This window comes from Agromyces zhanjiangensis (genome assembly GCF_040496055.1).
GTDB classification, from domain to species: Bacteria; Actinomycetota; Actinomycetes; order Actinomycetales; family Microbacteriaceae; genus Agromyces; species Agromyces zhanjiangensis.
This window is the reverse complement of the sequence record NZ_JBEPKB010000002.1, coordinates 120,535-135,416: the sequence shown is the minus strand read 5'-3', so window position 1 is coordinate 135,416 and position 14,882 is coordinate 120,535. Positions and strand designations below refer to the sequence as shown.

15 protein-coding genes are annotated in these 14,882 nt (G+C 72.5%); 7 read left to right on the top strand and 8 right to left on the bottom strand.

What is annotated here, in order from left to right; translation table 11 throughout:
* Positions 1–17: 17 nt before the first annotated feature.
* Both dnaJ and hrcA read right to left on the bottom strand, forming a co-directional pair.
* Positions 18–1,121, bottom strand: coding sequence for a molecular chaperone DnaJ (dnaJ, locus tag ABME02_RS03815; RefSeq protein WP_353813959.1), 1,104 nt, complete (start codon positions 1,119–1,121; stop codon positions 18–20).
* A 58-nt stretch (positions 1,122–1,179) separates the two neighbouring features.
* Positions 1,180–2,199 (bottom strand): heat-inducible transcriptional repressor HrcA, encoded by a 1,020-nt coding sequence (gene hrcA / locus ABME02_RS03810; RefSeq protein WP_353813958.1) that lies wholly within the window; start codon positions 2,197–2,199, stop codon positions 1,180–1,182.
* Positions 2,200–2,403: 204 nt separating this feature from the next.
* On the opposite strand from hrcA, the gene ABME02_RS03805 reads away from it, so the two are divergent.
* Both ABME02_RS03805 and ABME02_RS03800 read left to right on the top strand, forming a co-directional pair.
* The gene (locus tag ABME02_RS03805) at positions 2,404–2,817 is read left to right on the top strand and encodes a DUF4870 domain-containing protein (RefSeq protein WP_129235505.1); all 414 of its coding nucleotides are present in this window, start codon (positions 2,404–2,406) and stop codon (positions 2,815–2,817) included.
* Between the two features lie 113 nt (positions 2,818–2,930).
* The gene (locus tag ABME02_RS03800; RefSeq protein ID WP_353813957.1) at positions 2,931–3,377 is read left to right on the top strand and encodes a DUF4870 domain-containing protein; all 447 of its coding nucleotides are present in this window, start codon (positions 2,931–2,933) and stop codon (positions 3,375–3,377) included.
* On the opposite strand, the gene hemW is transcribed toward ABME02_RS03800, so the two are convergent.
* Both hemW and ABME02_RS03790 read right to left on the bottom strand, forming a co-directional pair.
* Entirely contained in the window at positions 3,374–4,600 is a 1,227-nt protein-coding gene (hemW, locus tag ABME02_RS03795) for a radical SAM family heme chaperone HemW (protein WP_353813956.1), read from the bottom strand. The two genes, ABME02_RS03800 and hemW, sit on opposite strands and share 4 nt — an antisense overlap.
* Positions 4,600–5,250 (bottom strand): DUF1990 domain-containing protein, encoded by a 651-nt coding sequence (locus ABME02_RS03790; RefSeq protein ID WP_353813955.1) that lies wholly within the window; start codon positions 5,248–5,250, stop codon positions 4,600–4,602. The genes hemW and ABME02_RS03790 overlap by 1 nt, the downstream gene beginning before the upstream one ends.
* A 158-nt stretch (positions 5,251–5,408) precedes the next feature.
* Here ABME02_RS03790 and ABME02_RS03785 point away from each other — a divergent pair, with 158 nt between their 5' ends.
* On the top strand, positions 5,409–5,567 hold the full coding sequence (locus ABME02_RS03785) for a hypothetical protein (protein ID WP_353813954.1): 159 nt from the start codon (positions 5,409–5,411) through the stop codon (positions 5,565–5,567).
* A gap of 73 nt (positions 5,568–5,640) precedes the next feature.
* Here ABME02_RS03785 and lepA read toward each other — a convergent pair whose 3' ends face one another.
* Positions 5,641–7,497 carry a translation elongation factor 4 gene (lepA, locus tag ABME02_RS03780; protein WP_353813953.1) on the bottom strand — a complete coding sequence of 619 codons (1,857 nt, stop codon included), beginning with the start codon at positions 7,495–7,497 and terminating at the stop codon, positions 5,641–5,643.
* 79 nt (positions 7,498–7,576) lie between these two features.
* Between lepA and ABME02_RS03775 the strand changes: the two genes are divergently transcribed.
* From ABME02_RS03775 to rpsT, 4 genes are all read left to right on the top strand, one after another.
* Positions 7,577–8,803 (top strand): sensor histidine kinase, encoded by a 1,227-nt coding sequence (locus ABME02_RS03775; protein WP_353813952.1) that lies wholly within the window; start codon positions 7,577–7,579, stop codon positions 8,801–8,803.
* The gene (locus ABME02_RS03770) at positions 8,800–9,426 is read left to right on the top strand and encodes a response regulator (protein ID WP_353813951.1); all 627 of its coding nucleotides are present in this window, start codon (positions 8,800–8,802) and stop codon (positions 9,424–9,426) included. Before ABME02_RS03775 ends, ABME02_RS03770 begins: the two co-directional genes overlap by 4 nt.
* A 3-nt stretch (positions 9,427–9,429) precedes the next feature.
* Positions 9,430–10,176: an alpha/beta fold hydrolase gene (locus ABME02_RS03765; protein ID WP_353813950.1), complete on the top strand. Its 747-nt coding sequence runs from the start codon at positions 9,430–9,432 to the stop codon at positions 10,174–10,176.
* Between the two features lie 168 nt (positions 10,177–10,344).
* Positions 10,345–10,605, top strand: a complete 261-nt coding sequence (rpsT, locus tag ABME02_RS03760) for a 30S ribosomal protein S20 (protein WP_353813949.1) — start codon at positions 10,345–10,347, stop codon at positions 10,603–10,605.
* Positions 10,606–10,671: 66 nt separating this feature from the next.
* On the opposite strand, the gene holA is transcribed toward rpsT, so the two are convergent.
* The 3 genes from holA to ABME02_RS03745 are packed head-to-tail and all read right to left on the bottom strand — an operon-like array spanning position 10,672 to position 14,818.
* Positions 10,672–11,691, bottom strand: coding sequence for a DNA polymerase III subunit delta (gene holA, locus ABME02_RS03755; RefSeq protein ID WP_353813948.1), 1,020 nt, complete (start codon positions 11,689–11,691; stop codon positions 10,672–10,674).
* Positions 11,692–11,719: 28 nt separating this feature from the next.
* Entirely contained in the window at positions 11,720–14,128 is a 2,409-nt protein-coding gene (locus ABME02_RS03750; protein ID WP_353813947.1) for a ComEC/Rec2 family competence protein, read from the bottom strand.
* Positions 14,129–14,818 (bottom strand): ComEA family DNA-binding protein, encoded by a 690-nt coding sequence (locus ABME02_RS03745; protein ID WP_353813946.1) that lies wholly within the window; start codon positions 14,816–14,818, stop codon positions 14,129–14,131.
* Between the last annotated feature and the right edge of the window lie 64 nt (positions 14,819–14,882).

Sequence of the window (14,882 nt, the reverse complement as noted above, 5' to 3'; positions counted from 1 at the left end):
CGGCATCCGCCCCGCCGTCAGCCCAGGAACCGGTCGCGCAGGCGCGCGAAGAGCCCCTGCTGGAAGTGCCCGAGCTGCGGCGGCTGCGCCTTGCGCTGCTTGGCCAGCTGCTCGACGAGCTCGCGCTCCTTGTGGTTGAGCTTGGTCGGGGTGACGACGTGCACGGCGACCCGGAGGTCGCCGCGGCCGCTGCCGCGCAGGTGCGTGATGCCGCGGTCCTTCACGGTGAGGATCTCGCCCGACTGCACGCCGGGCTTCAGCTCGAGGTCGACGTCGCCGTCGAGCGCGGCGACCTTCGTGGACGTGCCGAGCACGGCGTCGGTCATCTGCACCTCGAGCGTGCAGAGCAGGTCGTCGCCGTTGCGGCTGAACACCTCGTGGTTCTTCACCTTGATCTCGAGGTAGAGGTCGCCGTTCGGGCCGCCGGCGGGGCCGGCCTCGCCGGAGCCCGGCATCTGGAGTCGCACACCGGTGTCGACACCGGCGGGGACGTCGACGGGCACGGTCCGGCGCGCCCGCACGCGACCCTGGCCCTGGCACGTGACGCACGGCGTCGCGATGATCGTGCCGTAGCCGCGGCATGAGCCGCAGGGGCTCGAGGTCATCACGTTGCCGAGGAGGGAGCGCACCGCGCGCTGGATGTGCCCGCTGCCGCCGCAGATGTCGCACGTGACGGGCGAGGTGCCGGGCTTGCAGCACGAGCCGTGGCAGGTCTCGCACACGACGGCCGTATCGACCTCGATGTCGCGATGCGTGCCGAAGATCACGTCGTCGAGCCCGACCTCGAGGCGGATCAGCGCGTCCTGGCCGCGCTCGCGGCGCGATCGCGGCCCGCGGCTGGCCTGCCCGGCGCCGAAGAACGTCTCGAAGATGTCGCCGAAGCCGCCGAAGCCCGCACCCCCGCCGCCGAACCCGCCCTGGCCGCCCAGGTCGTATTGCTGGCGCTGCTTCGGGTCGGAGAGCACGTCGTACGCGTGCGTGACCTCCTTGAACCGCTCGGACGCCTCGGCGCCCGGGTTCACGTCGGGGTGGAGCTCGCGTGCGAGCCGGCGGTACGCCTTCTTGATCTCGTCCGGGGAGGCGTCGCGTGCGACGCCGAGGACCTCGTAGTGGTCGGCCACGTGAGGCGGGTTCCTTTCGATTGCCGGTGACGGATGCCGCGTGGCGGCCCCGTGCGGTTCAGCTCTCGCCGAGCGTGCGGGAGAGGTAGCGGGCGACCGCGCGGACGGCGGCCATGCTCTGGGAGTAGTCCATGCGAGTGGGGCCGACGATGCCGAGCCGCGACACGTCGCGCCCCGGGACCGCGAAGGCGGTCGACACCACAGAGGTGTCGCCGAGCCCGAAGGCGGCGTTCTCACGGCCGATGCGCACGGCGATGCCGTCGTCGGCGGCCATCTCGCCGAAGAGCCGGAGGATGACGACCTGCTCCTCGATGGCCTCCATGACGCCGAGGATGTTCCCGGCGAAGTCCTGCTCGGTGCGCACGAGGTTCGCCGCGCCGGCGACCACGAGCCGGTCGGACCGGGTGATCTTGGCCTGGTCGGCGAGCGTCGCCGCGAGCGTGTGCAGCACCTCGGCGTGGGCGCGGTCGGCGTGCTCGGTCTCGGCCGAGAGGGCGGTCGCGGCATCCGCCATCGTCAGGCCGGCGGCCACCTCGTTGAGGCGGTCGCGCAGGCGCGCGAGCGTCGCCTCGTCGGCCGGCTGGTCGAGCTCGGCGAGGCGCTGCTCGACCTGGCCGCTGTCGGAGATGAGGATGCACAGCACGCGCGTCGGGGCGAGCGAGACGAGCTCGACGTGCCGCACTCGGGCACGCGCGAAGCTGGGGTACTGGACGACGGCGAGCTGGCGGGTCAACTGCGAGACGAGGCGCACCGTGCGACCGAGCAGTTCGTCGAGGTCGTTCGACTCGCCGAGGAAGGTCTCGATGGCGTGCCGCTGCGTCGCCGAGAGCGGGCGGATGTCGGCGAGCTGGTCGACGAACACCCGGTAGCCCTTGTCGGTGGGGATGCGCCCGGACGAGGTGTGCGGCGCCGCGATGAGCTCCTCCTCCTCGAGGAGGGCCATGTCGTTGCGGATGGTCGCGGCGGAGACACCGAACTGGTGGCGTTCGACGATCGACTTCGAGCCGACCGGCTCGCGCGACTCGACGTAGTCCTGCACGATCGCGCGCAGGACCGCGAGACTGCGTTCGGAGACCATGACCCTCGCTTCCCTCGACCGATCGGACCCGGACGACGCGTGCTTGGCACTCCGCCCACGTGACTGCTAATCATATCGCGAGATTCAGGGCGCACACCGTTGCCGGTCGGTCCGCCGCGCCGATAGCGTGTGCATCGTCCCGCACCCCGCGACGCCGTTCCCGCCCGCGGGCGGTGCGGTTCCCCACATCGAAAGGCTCCCGACATGACCGACTCCAACCTCCCGCCGCAGGATCCGAACGCGGCCCCGCAGCCGACTCCCGCCGCCCCGCTCTCGCACGAGCAGGACGTCCAGTGGGGCTCCTTCGCGCACCTCGGCGGCATCCTCGGCATCCTGCCGTCGCTCATCATCTGGCTCGTCTTCAAGGACCGTGGCTCGTTCACGAACACCGAGGGCAAGGAGGCGCTGAACTTCCAGATCACGCTGGTGCTCGCCACTGTCGCGCTCTGGGTGCTGACCACGATCATCACCGTGGTCACGTTCGGGTTCGGGGCGCTCTTCGGCTTCCTCACTTACATCCCGTGGATCCTCGGCGTGATCTTCTCGATCATCGCCTTCATGACCGCGAAGGACGGCAACCACTACCGCTACCCCTTCGCCATCCGCCTCATCAAGTAGGTCGCGGACGAGCCTCCGACGCGCCGGTCGAGCCTCCCTCGACCGGCGCGTCGTGCTGTGCCAGCATGAGTGGACGTCCCCTGTCCGGGCGCGATCACAGAGGAGCACGCATCATGTCCGACGCACCACCTCCCACGCCTCCCACGCCGCCCGCCGGCGGCCCGCCGCCGCCGCCGCCCGGTGGTCCGACCCCGCCGCCCCCGCCCGGTGGCGGGCCCTACCAGCAGAGCCAGCCGCTCAGCCCGGCCGACGAGAAGCTCTGGGCCACGCTGATCCACATCGGCGGCATCCTGTTCGGCTTCCTGCCCGCCCTGATCGGCTACCTCGTCCTGAAGGACAAGGGCCCGTTCATCCGCGAGCACACCGCGACGGCGCTGAACTTCCAGATCACGCTGCTCATCGCCTACGTGGTGGGCTCGATCCTGACGTTCGTGATCATCGGCATCTTCCTGCTGATCGCGGCCTGGGTCGCCGCGATCGTGTTCGGCATCATCGCCGCCATCAAGGCGAACAACGGCGAGTACTACGTGTACCCCGTCGCCATCAAGTTCGTCAGCTAGTCCTCGAGCAGGCGCCGCACGACGGCGTCCGCCAGCAACCGCCCTCGTCGGGTCAGCGTGAGCCTCCCGGCGAGGGCGGTTCGTGCGTCCACGAGCCCGTCCGCGATGAGGCCGGCGACGGCGTGCCGACCACCGGCGTGAAGGCTCGAGACCTCAACGCCCTCGCGGATGCGCGTCGCGAGGAGCACGCGCTCGGTCTCGCGGGTCGCCTGGTCGAGCGTCTCGCGGCCGACCGCGGGCGAGACGCCCGCGGCCAGTCGCTCGGCGTAGGCCGCGGGGTGCTTCGCGTTCCACCACCGCACGCCGCCCACGTGGCTGTGCGCGCCGGGCCCCACGCCCCACCAGTCGTCGCCCCGCCAGTACCCGAGGTTGTGTCGCGACCGGTGCGCGGCATCCGTCGCCCAGTTCGAGACCTCGTACCAGTCGTAGCCCGCCTCAGCCAGGAGGTCGTCGGCCAGCTCGTACATGTCGGCCGCGAGGTCGTCGTCGACCGCGGCGAGCTCCCCGCGGCGGATCCTCCCGGCGAGCTTCGTGCCGTCCTCGACGATGAGCGCGTAGGCGCTCACGTGGTCGGGGCATTCGGCGAGCACGGCCTCCAGGCTCGCGCGCCAATCGGCGAGCGACTCCCCCGGCGTGCCGTAGATCAGGTCGAGGCTCACGTCGAGGCCCGCCTCGCGCGCCCACCCGACGACGAGTGGGACCCGTGCCGGGTCGTGCGTCCGGTCGAGCGCCGCGAGCACGTGCGGCACGGCCGACTGCATCCCGAACGAGACGCGCGTGAACCCGCCGTCGGCGAGTCGCCGCAGGTCGTCGGCGTCGACCGAGTCGGGATTCGCCTCGGTGGTGACCTCGGCGCCCTCCGCGATGCCGAACGCGTCGCGCACCGCGCCGAGCATCCGGACGAGGTCGGCGGCCGGCAACAGGGTCGGCGTGCCGCCGCCGAAGAACACCGTCGACGCCGGGCGATCAGGGGCGCCGGATGCCTCGAGCACGTCGCGCGCGAACCGGACCTCGGCCGCGGCCCGGTCGGCGAAGTCCTCCTGCCGCGCACCGCGCAACTCGCCTGACGTGTACGTGTTGAAGTCGCAGTAGCCGCACCGCACCCGGCAGAACGGCACGTGCAGGTACACGCCGAACGCGCGGGTCGCGGCATCCGTCGTCGCGCTCGCCGGGAGCAGGCCGTCGGCGGGCGCCGGATCGGCGATGGGAAGCGGTCCCGCCATCAGACGGGGAACGCCGGGTGCAGCGCCCGGAGCTCCCGCTTCGTGAGCTCCCGTCGCCGCCGGCGCACGAGCGGTCCGAACACTCGCCGCAGGCCGCCGTTCGGCTCGAACGCCGACCGGATCGTGAGCCACACCGAGTCGTCGTCGCGGTGCTCGAGGATGAAGGACTCCTCACCGTTCTCCGAGGCGTCGCCGGTCGTGCCGTACGCGAAGCCGATCCGGTTCGGCTCGTCGACGACGTAGACGACGAGGACCGGGGTCGAGCGCGAGCGAAGCCGGCCGCGCCGCCGAAGCGTCGCGGTCATGCCGGCGCTGATGTACGGCGTGCCGTCCGGCCCGAAGCGCTGCTCGACACGCGGCGCCGGCTGCTCGGCGAGCGGCGCACCGGACTCGTCGTACGCGATGCCCGTGTACCGCGCGCCCGTTCCGGGCGAGGGGTCGACCACGGTGAAGCCGGCGCCCTGCTGGATGCCCCACGTCATCAGCGCCTCGGCCGAGGCGTCGAAGCGCTCCCGCCCGGAGCCCAGCCGCACCGAGTCCTCCGACGGCGTGAACCCGGCCGGCGGGTACCGCAGCAGGTCGGGGTCGAGCGTCGCGCCGATCGCGCCATAGGTCACCGACTGATCGGTGAACGTGCTGCGTCGAGTCATCCGAACATCGTACTTCGGCGGCCCGCCACGGTCGGAATCGGCCCTCATCCTTCCCGATATCCCGATCACGGAGTCGCGGAGGGACGTATTGCCGCCCCCCACCGCCCGGAGTAGCCTTCGGCTTGAGTCGAGACCGTCCGTGTCGAGGAGGTCCGCGTATGAGAACGACATCGTTCCGCTGTCGGATCGGGATCCACAAGTGGGTGCTCCACCGTGAGCCCGACACCGAGCCGTACTACGAGTGCGCTCGTTGCGAGAAGGTGCGAGTGGTCGAACTGACGATGATCGGAATGGGCGACGGCGGGATGCTCTCCTAGAACGCCGATCCTCCCCGAACGGCGGCAACCTCGGGCCCCGGTCGCGTCATGCGTCGCGAGGCCGTCCGGGGTCCTACTTCTTGGCGTCCTTCTTCTCGGTGTCCCCGCTCAGGGCGGCGATGAACGCCTCCTGCGGCACCTCGACGCGGCCGACCATCTTCATGCGCTTCTTGCCCTCCTTCTGCTTCTCGAGGAGCTTGCGCTTGCGGGTGATGTCACCGCCGTAGCACTTCGCGAGCACGTCCTTGCGGATGGCCCGGATCGACTCGCGCGCGATGATGCGCGCCCCGATCGCCGCCTGGATGGGCACCTCGAACTGCTGCCGAGGGATGAGTTCGCGGAGGCGGCCCGTCATCAGCACGCCGTACGCGTAGGCCTTGTCGCGGTGCACGATCGCGCTGAAGGCGTCGACCTGCTCCCCCTGCAGCAGGATGTCGACCTTCACCAGGTCGGCGGCCTGGTCGCCCGCGGGCTCGTAGTCGAGCGACGCGTACCCGGCGGTCTTCGACTTCAGGTTGTCGAAGAAGTCGAAGACGATCTCGCCGAGCGGCATGTGGTACCGGATCTCGACGCGGTCCTCGCCGAGGTACTCCATGCCGAGGAGCGTGCCGCGACGCGACTGGCAGAGTTCCATGATCGTGCCGACGTAGTCCTTCGGCGCCAGGATGGCGGCCTTCACGATGGGTTCGCGCACCTCGGCGATCTTGCCGCCGGTGGGGAACTCGCTCGGGTTCGTCACCGTGACGGTCTTCTTGTCCTCCGTGGTCACCTCGTACACCACGGACGGCGCGGTCGCGATGATGTCGAGGTCGAACTCGCGGCGGAGTCGCTCGGTGACGATCTCGAGGTGGAGCAGGCCCAGGAACCCGCAACGGAAGCCGAACCCGAGCGCGACGGACGTCTCGGGCTCGTAGACGAGCGCGGCGTCCGAGAGCTTCAGCTTGTCGAGCGCCTCGCGGAGCTCGGGGTAGTCGCTGCCGTCGATCGGGTACAGGCCGGAGAACACCATCGGCAGCGGCTCGGTGTAGCCCGCGAGCGGCTCGGCAGCGGGCTTCACCGCAGTGGTCACCGTGTCGCCGACCTTCGACTGCCGGACGTCCTTCACGCCGGTGATGAGGTAGCCCACCTCGCCGACGCCGAGCCCCTTCGTCGGGGTCGGCTCGGGCGCGCTCACGCCGATCTCGAGGATCTCGTGCGTCGCCCTCGTCGACATCATCTGGATCCGCTCGCGCGGATTCAGCTGGCCGTCCACCATCCGGACGTAGGTGACGACGCCGCGGTAGCTGTCGTACACGGAGTCGAAGATCATCGCCCGCGCCGGGGCATCCGCATCGCCCGTCGGCGCGGGGATTCGCTCGACGACCCGGTCGAGCAGGTCCTCGACGCCCATGCCGGTCTTGCCGGAGACCCGCAGCACGTCGTCGGGCGAACCGCCGATCAGGTCGGCGAGCTCGCGCGCGTACTTCTCGGGCTCGGCCGCCGGCAGGTCGATCTTGTTGAGCACGGGGATGATCTCGAGGTCGTTCTCGAGTGCGAGGTAGAGGTTCGCCAGCGTCTGCGCCTCGATGCCCTGCGCGGCATCCACCAGGAGGATCGCGCCCTCGCACGCCGCGAGGGAGCGCGACACCTCGTAGCTGAAGTCGACGTGCCCGGGGGTGTCGATCATGTTCAGTGCGTAGCCCGTGCCGCCGAGCTCCCACGGCATGCGCACGGCCTGGCTCTTGATCGTGATGCCGCGCTCGCGCTCGATGTCCATGCGGTCGAGGTACTGCGCGCGCATGTCGCGGTCGGCGACCACGCCCGTGATCTGCAGCATGCGGTCGGCGAGCGTCGACTTGCCGTGGTCGATGTGCGCGATGATGCAGAAGTTGCGGATCAGCGCGGGATCGGTGGCGGCGGGCACCGGTGGTTCAGCGGCTCTCGGAGACATCCCGACGATTCTCCCATGCGGGCGATCCCACTTTCGACGGATGCCGCCCGAGGGGCCCCGGACTACGCTGAATTCCACCATGACCGTGCTCGATGCCCCACTCGTCGGACGGGTGCAGCCGTCCGCACTGCGCCCCGTGTTCGTCTCGTTGCGGGTCGGACTCCACGTCCTCGTGGTCGGCCTCACGTTGTTCGTTCTCGCGCGCGCGGTGCTCTCCGGCGGCGAGCAGCTCGTCGCCATCTCGATCCTCTCGATCGCCTTCATCGGCGCGTACCTCGTGGGCGTCGTCACGGCGCACTCGGTGGTCACGCCGTGGATGCGCGCGGGATGGCTGGTCATCCTGCTCGGGCTGTGGCTCGGGCTGAGCGCGCTCACGCCCGACGCGGCGTTCCTCGCCTTCCCGCTGTTCTTCCTCGAGCTCCACGTCCTGCCCGCCCGCTGGGCGGTGCCGCTCGTCGGCGTCACCTTCCTCATCAGCGTGTGGAGCTCGACCTCGCAGCTCGGGTTCGAGGTCGGCAGCGTGCTCGGTCCGCTCATCTCGGCCGGCGTCGCGGTCATCATCGGGCTCGGGTACCGCGCCATGGCCGTCGAGACGCGCGAGCGCCAGTCGCTCATCCTCGACCTGCTCGCGACGCGCGAGGAGCTCGCGGCGGCCAGCCGCGAGGCGGGCACGCTCGCGGAGCGCGAGCGCATCGCGCGCGAGATCCACGACACCGTGGCGCAGGGCCTGTCGAGCATCCAGATGCTGCTGCACGCCGCCGAGCGCGACATCGCCGACGACGGCACGCGCGACAAGCTCCGCCTCGCCCGGGAGACGGCGGCCGACAACCTCCAGGAGACCCGCCGCTTCATCCGCGAGCTCACGCCGCCGGCGCTCGACGAGCAGACCCTGCCGGGCGCGCTGCGCCGACTCGCGGATGCCACGAACGAGCAGGCGCGGCAGGCCGGCACCCGCACGCGCATCGCGTTCTCGCTGAGCGGCGACCCGGTGCCGCTGCCCATGTCGATCGAGGCGACCCTCCTCCGGCTCGCCCAGGGCTCGCTCTCGAACGTCGTCAAGCACGCCGACGCCGCACGGGCCGAGCTCACGCTGAGCTACCTCGGCGACGAGGTCGCGCTCGACGTCGTCGACGACGGCGTCGGGTTCGACCCGACCGCGCTGGGGGGCGTCGACGAGACGGCGCCGTCGTTCGGCCTCCGCGCCATCCGCCGACGCGCCGAGAGCCTCGGCGGCACCGTCGACGTCGAGTCGGCTCCCGGGGGCGGGACCGCGCTCTCGGTGCGGATCCCGGTGGTGCCGGCATGATCGGGCTGCTCCTCAGCGACGACCATCCCGTCGTGCGGGCCGGCATGCGCGCGCTCCTCGAGGCCGAAGACGACCTCCACGTCGTCGGCGAAGCCTCGAGCGCCGAGGAGGCCGTACGGCTCGCCGAGACCCCGGGCATCGACCTCGTCCTCATGGACTTGCAGTTCCCCGGCGCGCTCCAGGGCGTCGACGCGACCCGGCGGATCCGCTCCCTGCCGGACGCCCCTCGCGTGCTCGTCCTCACGAACTACGACACGGATGCCGACATCCTCGGCGCGATCGAGGCCGGCGCGAGCGGCTACCTCCTGAAGGACGCCCCGCCGGGCGAGCTCGTCGCGGCGATCCGCGCCGCGGCGGCCGGCGAGTCCGCCCTCGCCCCGACGGTCGCCTCGCGGCTCGACGAGTCGCAGCGCGGCGGCGACCAGCGCCTCACGGTGCGCGAGGCCGAGGTGCTCGCACTCGTCGCCGCCGGGCGCACCAACCGCGAGATCGGCCAGGCGCTCTTCCTCAGCGAGGCGACCGTGAAGTCGCACCTCGTGCACATCTTCACGAAGCTCGGCGTGGGATCGCGGACGGCCGCCGTCGCGCGCGCCCGCGAGCTCGGGGCGATCCGGGCGGGCTGAGCGATGCCGCGCGCCCGCGTCGTCCTCGTCCACGGCATCCGCACGTCGGCGACGATGTGGCGCGGCCAGGTGCTGCGACTCGAGCGGCACGACCTCGAGGTCGTGCCCATCGACCTCCCGGGGCACGGCGGCCGGCTCGGCGAGCCGTTCACGCTCGACGATGCGCTCGCCGCCATCGGCGACGCGCTCGGCGATGAGGTGCCCGGCGTGCCGAGACTGCTCGTCGGCCTGAGCCTCGGCGGCTACCTCTCCATCGAGTTCGCGGCGCGCCATCCGCACGCGCTCGAGGGGCTCGTCGCGGCCTCGTGCGGCACCCGGCCGCGTGGACCCGGGCTGCACGGCTACCTGCGCCTCGCCGATGCCATCGGTCGGCTCCCCGACCAGGGTCGGGGCCTCAACGACCGGATGGCGCGCCTCTTCCTCTCCCCCGCGTCCGTCGACGACATCGTCGCGGGCGGCGTCGCGCTCGACGTCATGCGCCCGGCGATCACCGCGATCGGCGAGCTCGACCTGGAGGCCTCGATCGCGGCGATCGAGGTGCCGATCTGGTTCGTCAACGGGCGCTACGACCACTTCCGGTTCGAGGAGCGACGGATGCTGCGGGCCGCCGCCGACGGCCGGCTGGTGCACATCGAAGGCGCCACCCACCTCGTGAGCCTCGCCCGACCCGAGGAGTTCACGGCGGCCGTGCTCGGCGCGGTGGCCGAGCTCGAGCTCCGTTCGACGCGTCGTGCGGCGACGACCGGATAGCGCCGGCCGCACCGCTCGACCCCGTTCCGCTTTGCTGCCGCATGGGCGTTGCTGGTATCGTTGCCTGTTGGCTTGCGTGTGGGTCCCACCCCGCACGATGCGCCGCGACGGCCCCTCTACCGATTGCGGCAACTCCGGTACCCGCAGAACACACGAAAGACGAACCACGTGGCAAACATCAAGTCGCAGATCAAGCGCATCCGCACCAACCTGAAGGCGCAGGAGCGCAACAAGGCCGTGAAGAGCGAGCTCAAGACCGTCATCACCGCCACCCGCAAGGCCATCGCCGAGGGTGACAAGGAGAAGGCCACCGCCGCCCTCCGTGTCGCGACCCGCAAGCTCGACAAGGCCGCGAGCAAGGGCGTGATCCACAAGAACCAGGCCGCGAACCGCAAGTCGGCCATCGCGAAGCAGGTCGCCGCGCTCTGATCCGAGTGTCGTTCGAAGGCCCCGCACCGTTCGGTGCGGGGCCTTCGTCGTTCCGGAGCCGACGGCTCAGGCGAGGGCGCGGCCGCGTGCGGCGATGATGCCGACGAGTCGTTCGAGTGCGAAGACCGGGTCGCGCTCGGCGCCCTTCACCGCCGCGTCGGCGGCGGCGAGCGCCTGCACGGCGACGCCGAGGCCCTCGTCGCTCCATCCGCCGAGGTCGCGTCGGGCGCGATCCACCTGCCACGGCGCGATGCCGAGCGACGAGGCGGAGGCGCCGCGCGACCCCGCGACCTTCGCCATGGTGCGGATCTTCATGGCGAATGCCGCGACGATCGGCACCGGGTCGGCGCCGGAGTCGAGCGCGTGGCGGAGGGCGATGAGGGCGTCGCCGTGCCGGCCGGCGATCGCCGCATCGGCGACCTCGAACGCGGTGGTCTCGACCCGCCCGCCGTAGTACTTCCGCACGGTCGCCTCGTCGATGTCGCCCGAGGCGTCGGCGATGAGCTGCCGGCAGGCCGCGGCCAGCTCGCCGAGGTCGTCGCTGAACGCGCCCACGAGGGCGCGGAGCGCGGCCGGGGCGATGCGGCGGCCCGCGAGCCGGAACTCGGCCGCGGCGAAGTCCTGCTTGTCGGCGTCGCGCTTGAGCTCGGCGCAGACGACCTCGATCCCGCCGCCCTGACCCGCGCGAAGTGCGTCGAGGAGCTTCTTGCCGCGGTTGCCGCCGCGGTGGCGGAGCACCACGGTGGTGCCCTCGGCCGGGGCGGCGAGGTACTCGAGCGCATCGAGCAGGAACTCGTCGCTCGACTTCTCGACACCGCTCACGCGGATGAGGCGCGGCTCGCCGAAGAGCGACGGACTCGCGAGCGTCAGCAGGGTGCCGCGCGTGTAGCCGTCGGCCTCGAGGTCGCTCACCTCGAGCGACGGGTCCTCCGCCCGGAGCGTCTCGCGCACCATCGTGAGCGCGCGCTCCGCGAGCACGTCCTCACCGCCGGAGACGAGCACGATCGGCGCCGGCCGAGCCTCGCTCCACCCCAATTGCGGGATCGCGGTCTTCGACGACCTGCTGGTGCCCTGTCGTGACGCCACCGCGCTCCTCCCGTCGTGCCGGTCCAGTCTACGGAGCGCCGACGACACCGACGGACCGCTCGGTCCACAGCTCGAAGCCGCGGGGCGCGGCACGAAGCGACGCCGCGCCCGACTCGTCGCTCCGCACCGGCACGGTGCCTGCAGCCTCGAGCATCTCCAGCAGCGCTGTCGTCGGGTGCCCGTACCCGTTGTCGGCGCCGACGCCGACGAGTCCGACGGATGCCCCGAGCTCGGCGTAGAGGGCGGCGCTCTGGTCGGCGCTGCCGTGGTGGGCGACCTTCACGAGGTCGACGCGGCCGAGGTCGGTCGTCCGGCGCATGGCGTCCTGCGCCTCGCGACCCAGGTCACCGAGGAACAGCGCGCGGTACCCGGGCGCCACGAGCTGGAGCACGACGCTCGCGTCGTTGCCCGGCACGGCGTTCGGTCGGGGCCAGACCACCCGCCAACCGGCATCGCCAAGCGTGCCGGACGCGCCGGCGACGGCCTCGGCGTGCGTCGCACCTCCGTCGACGAGAGGCTGAAGCGCTCGCGCGGACCGCGCACCGTCGAGCGGTCCGTGCAGCACGGTGGCGACCCTGCCGGCGAGCGCGGCGGTGCCCGTCACGTGGTCGGCGTCCCAGTGCGTGAGCACGACCAGGTCGAGTCGGTCGACGCCCGCGGTCCCGAGGCATCGGTCGAGCGCCTCCGCGTCGGGTCCGGCGTCGACGAGCATGACGGCGTCCGCGCTACGGACGAGGACGGCGTCGCCCTGCCCGACGTCGCACTGCCAGACGTCCCAGTCGGCCTGGCGCGTGGCGCTCGCGAAGAGCGGCGGCCCGGTGGCGAGGCCCACCGGGACGGCGATGCCCACGCAGAGCACGACCGCCGACACCGGTCGCAGGGCGCGCCGTGCGCGGCTCGCCGACCGACCCTGCCCCATGGCGAGCACGAGCGCGGCCCCGATCACGATGGCCGCGAGGATCGCGCCCGCGGCGTCAGGCGGCCAGGGCACGCCGGTGAGCGGCATGCCCTCCACGCCGCGGGCGAGCAGCGCGATCCACGACGCCGGCACCCAGGCGACCTGGAGCGCGGCGACGCCCACGGAGGGCAGCACCGGCAGCAGGAGGCAGCCGATGAGTCCCGCCATCGTCGCGATCGGGGCGGCCGGCGCCGCGAGGAGGTTGGCCGGCACGCCGTAGACCGGGATCACCGCCTCGAGGAGCACGAGCACCGGTTGGCATGCGAGCTGCGCGGCGAGCGGGATCGCCACGACGACGGCGATCGGCCGCGGCATCCACCTCCCGAGCGCGATCGCGAGCGGGCGCGACAGGAGCACGAGCCCCGCCGTCGCGAACACGGAGAGCGCGAATCCGGCGTCGGCGGCGTACCACGGGTCGAGCGCGAGCAGCGCGACGACCGCGAGGCCGAGGGCGGGCACTCCCCCGGCGGCCCGCGCCGTCGCGCAGGCCGTGAGCACGACGACGGCCATCGCGGACGCCCGCACGACGCTCGCCTCCGGCGTCACGAGCGCAACGAAGCCGCCGAGCGCGACGAGCGCCGCGAGCACCCGCCCGGCCCGTGGGAGGCCGCCCAGTCCGGCGACCCAGAACGCCGCGGCGGTGATGATCGCGCAGTTCGCGCCGGAGACCGCCGTCAGGTGCGTGAGCGACGCGAGCGTCATCGCGGCCCCCAATCCGTCCGAGACGCGCGAAGTGTCGCCGATCGCCAGTCCCGGCACGAGGGCACCGCCGTCCCCGCCGAGCCGGGCGGAAGCCTCCGCGAGTCCCTCGCGCAGCGGATGCGTCCACGCGGTCCAGGGCGGCGCCGGTCCGACCTCGAGGATCCTCGCAGCGGACAGCCGGTACGCCGCGCGCGAGGACGACGGCAGCCCGGCCAGCCGGCCTTCCACGATCACGCTCGAGCCGAAGCCCAGCCCGTCCGCGTCGCCGGGCAGCGACAGGTCGACGCGGATCGGCACGGTCCCGGTCCGGACGCCATCGGCCGTCAGTTCGATGAGCGTCGCCGCGGCGCGCAGCCTCGGCTCGCCCGACCACGGCGTCGCGCCCGATCGACGTGGTGCGGCATCGAGTCGCACGGTCGCACGGACCTCCGCACGCGCGGACGCCGCGTCGGCGACCACCGCCGGGTCGCGCCGCTCGAGCACGCTCCAGGCCGAGGTCGCCACGAGGCCGGCCACGGCGGCCGCCACCAGGAGCGCGGCCGCGGACCGGATCACGAGCGAGCCCGCACTGCCGGCACGTCCGACGCGGGATCGGCCGCGACGCCGGCGGTACCGCAGCGCCGGCAGGATGGCGAGCACCATCGCCGCAACGCCCCACGCCATCACCGGCGCGGCCCACGTCGGGACTCCGGCGTCGGGCAGCCTGGTCGCGAACCACCCCGTCGACCAGGCGGCCACCGCGGGGCCGAGCAGTCGGAGGTCGTGGGAGGCGCCCACTCAGAGGCTCACGAGGTCGACCAACCCGGAGTACACGGCGTCGCCGATGCCCGCGACCTCCATGAGCTGCGAGACGTCGGTGAACGGCCCGTTGGCCACGCGCCAGTCGATGATCCGCTGCGCGAGGGCCGGCCCGATCCTCGGGAGCGTGTCGAGCGCAGCGACGTCCGCGTGGTTGAGGCTCACCCGTCCGCCGCTCGCCGCAGTGCCCGACGCGCCCGCGGCGCCGGTGCCGGGCGGCGGTGACTCACCCTCGCGCGGGACGACGAGCTGCTCGCCGTCGACGAGCACGCGGGCGAGGTTCACGCCGGCGGGGTCCGCGTCGCCCGCGAGGCCGCCGGCCGCCCCGATCGCATCGACCACGCGCGCTCCGGGACCGAGTTCGACGATGCCGGGCTCCGCCACGGCGCCGAGCACGTGGACCAGGATCGACGGCGTCGCGAGCGTCGCGCCGCTCGGCGGCAGGCCCTCGCCGGCGACGGCCGGGGACCCGTCGGACACGCCATCACCCTCGACCCGGACGATCTCGCCCTGCGCTCCACCACCGCCCGCGGAGATCGACAGGATCGCCGACACCGCGACCGCGGACACGAACAGCACGACCGCCGCGCCGACGGCCGCGCGCGCTCGTGGACGCGCACGCGCGCCTGCGAGCGGGGCGAGCGGGTCGGCGCGGCGTTCGTCGGTCACGCCGTGACGCTATGACCCGATCCATCCTCGAACGCACGGCGCGGCGGGCGCCGGGTGTCGCCCG

Excerpts from the sequence above, each read along its gene's own strand:
- hrcA (WP_353813958.1), bottom strand. The coding sequence starts at position 2,199 with ATGGTCTCCGAACGCAGTCTCGCGGTCCTGCGCGCGATCGTGCAGGAC.
- ABME02_RS03805 (WP_129235505.1), top strand. The coding sequence starts at position 2,404 with ATGACCGACTCCAACCTCCCGCCGCAGGATCCGAACGCGGCCCCGCAG.
- ABME02_RS03800 (WP_353813957.1), top strand. The coding sequence starts at position 2,931 with ATGTCCGACGCACCACCTCCCACGCCTCCCACGCCGCCCGCCGGCGGC.
- hemW (WP_353813956.1), bottom strand. The coding sequence starts at position 4,600 with ATGGCGGGACCGCTTCCCATCGCCGATCCGGCGCCCGCCGACGGCCTG.
- ABME02_RS03790 (WP_353813955.1), bottom strand. The coding sequence starts at position 5,250 with ATGACTCGACGCAGCACGTTCACCGATCAGTCGGTGACCTATGGCGCG.
- ABME02_RS03785 (WP_353813954.1), top strand. The coding sequence starts at position 5,409 with ATGAGAACGACATCGTTCCGCTGTCGGATCGGGATCCACAAGTGGGTG.
- lepA (WP_353813953.1), bottom strand. The coding sequence starts at position 7,497 with ATGTCTCCGAGAGCCGCTGAACCACCGGTGCCCGCCGCCACCGATCCC.
- ABME02_RS03775 (WP_353813952.1), top strand. The coding sequence starts at position 7,577 with ATGACCGTGCTCGATGCCCCACTCGTCGGACGGGTGCAGCCGTCCGCA.
- ABME02_RS03770 (WP_353813951.1), top strand. The coding sequence starts at position 8,800 with ATGATCGGGCTGCTCCTCAGCGACGACCATCCCGTCGTGCGGGCCGGC.
- ABME02_RS03765 (WP_353813950.1), top strand. The coding sequence starts at position 9,430 with ATGCCGCGCGCCCGCGTCGTCCTCGTCCACGGCATCCGCACGTCGGCG.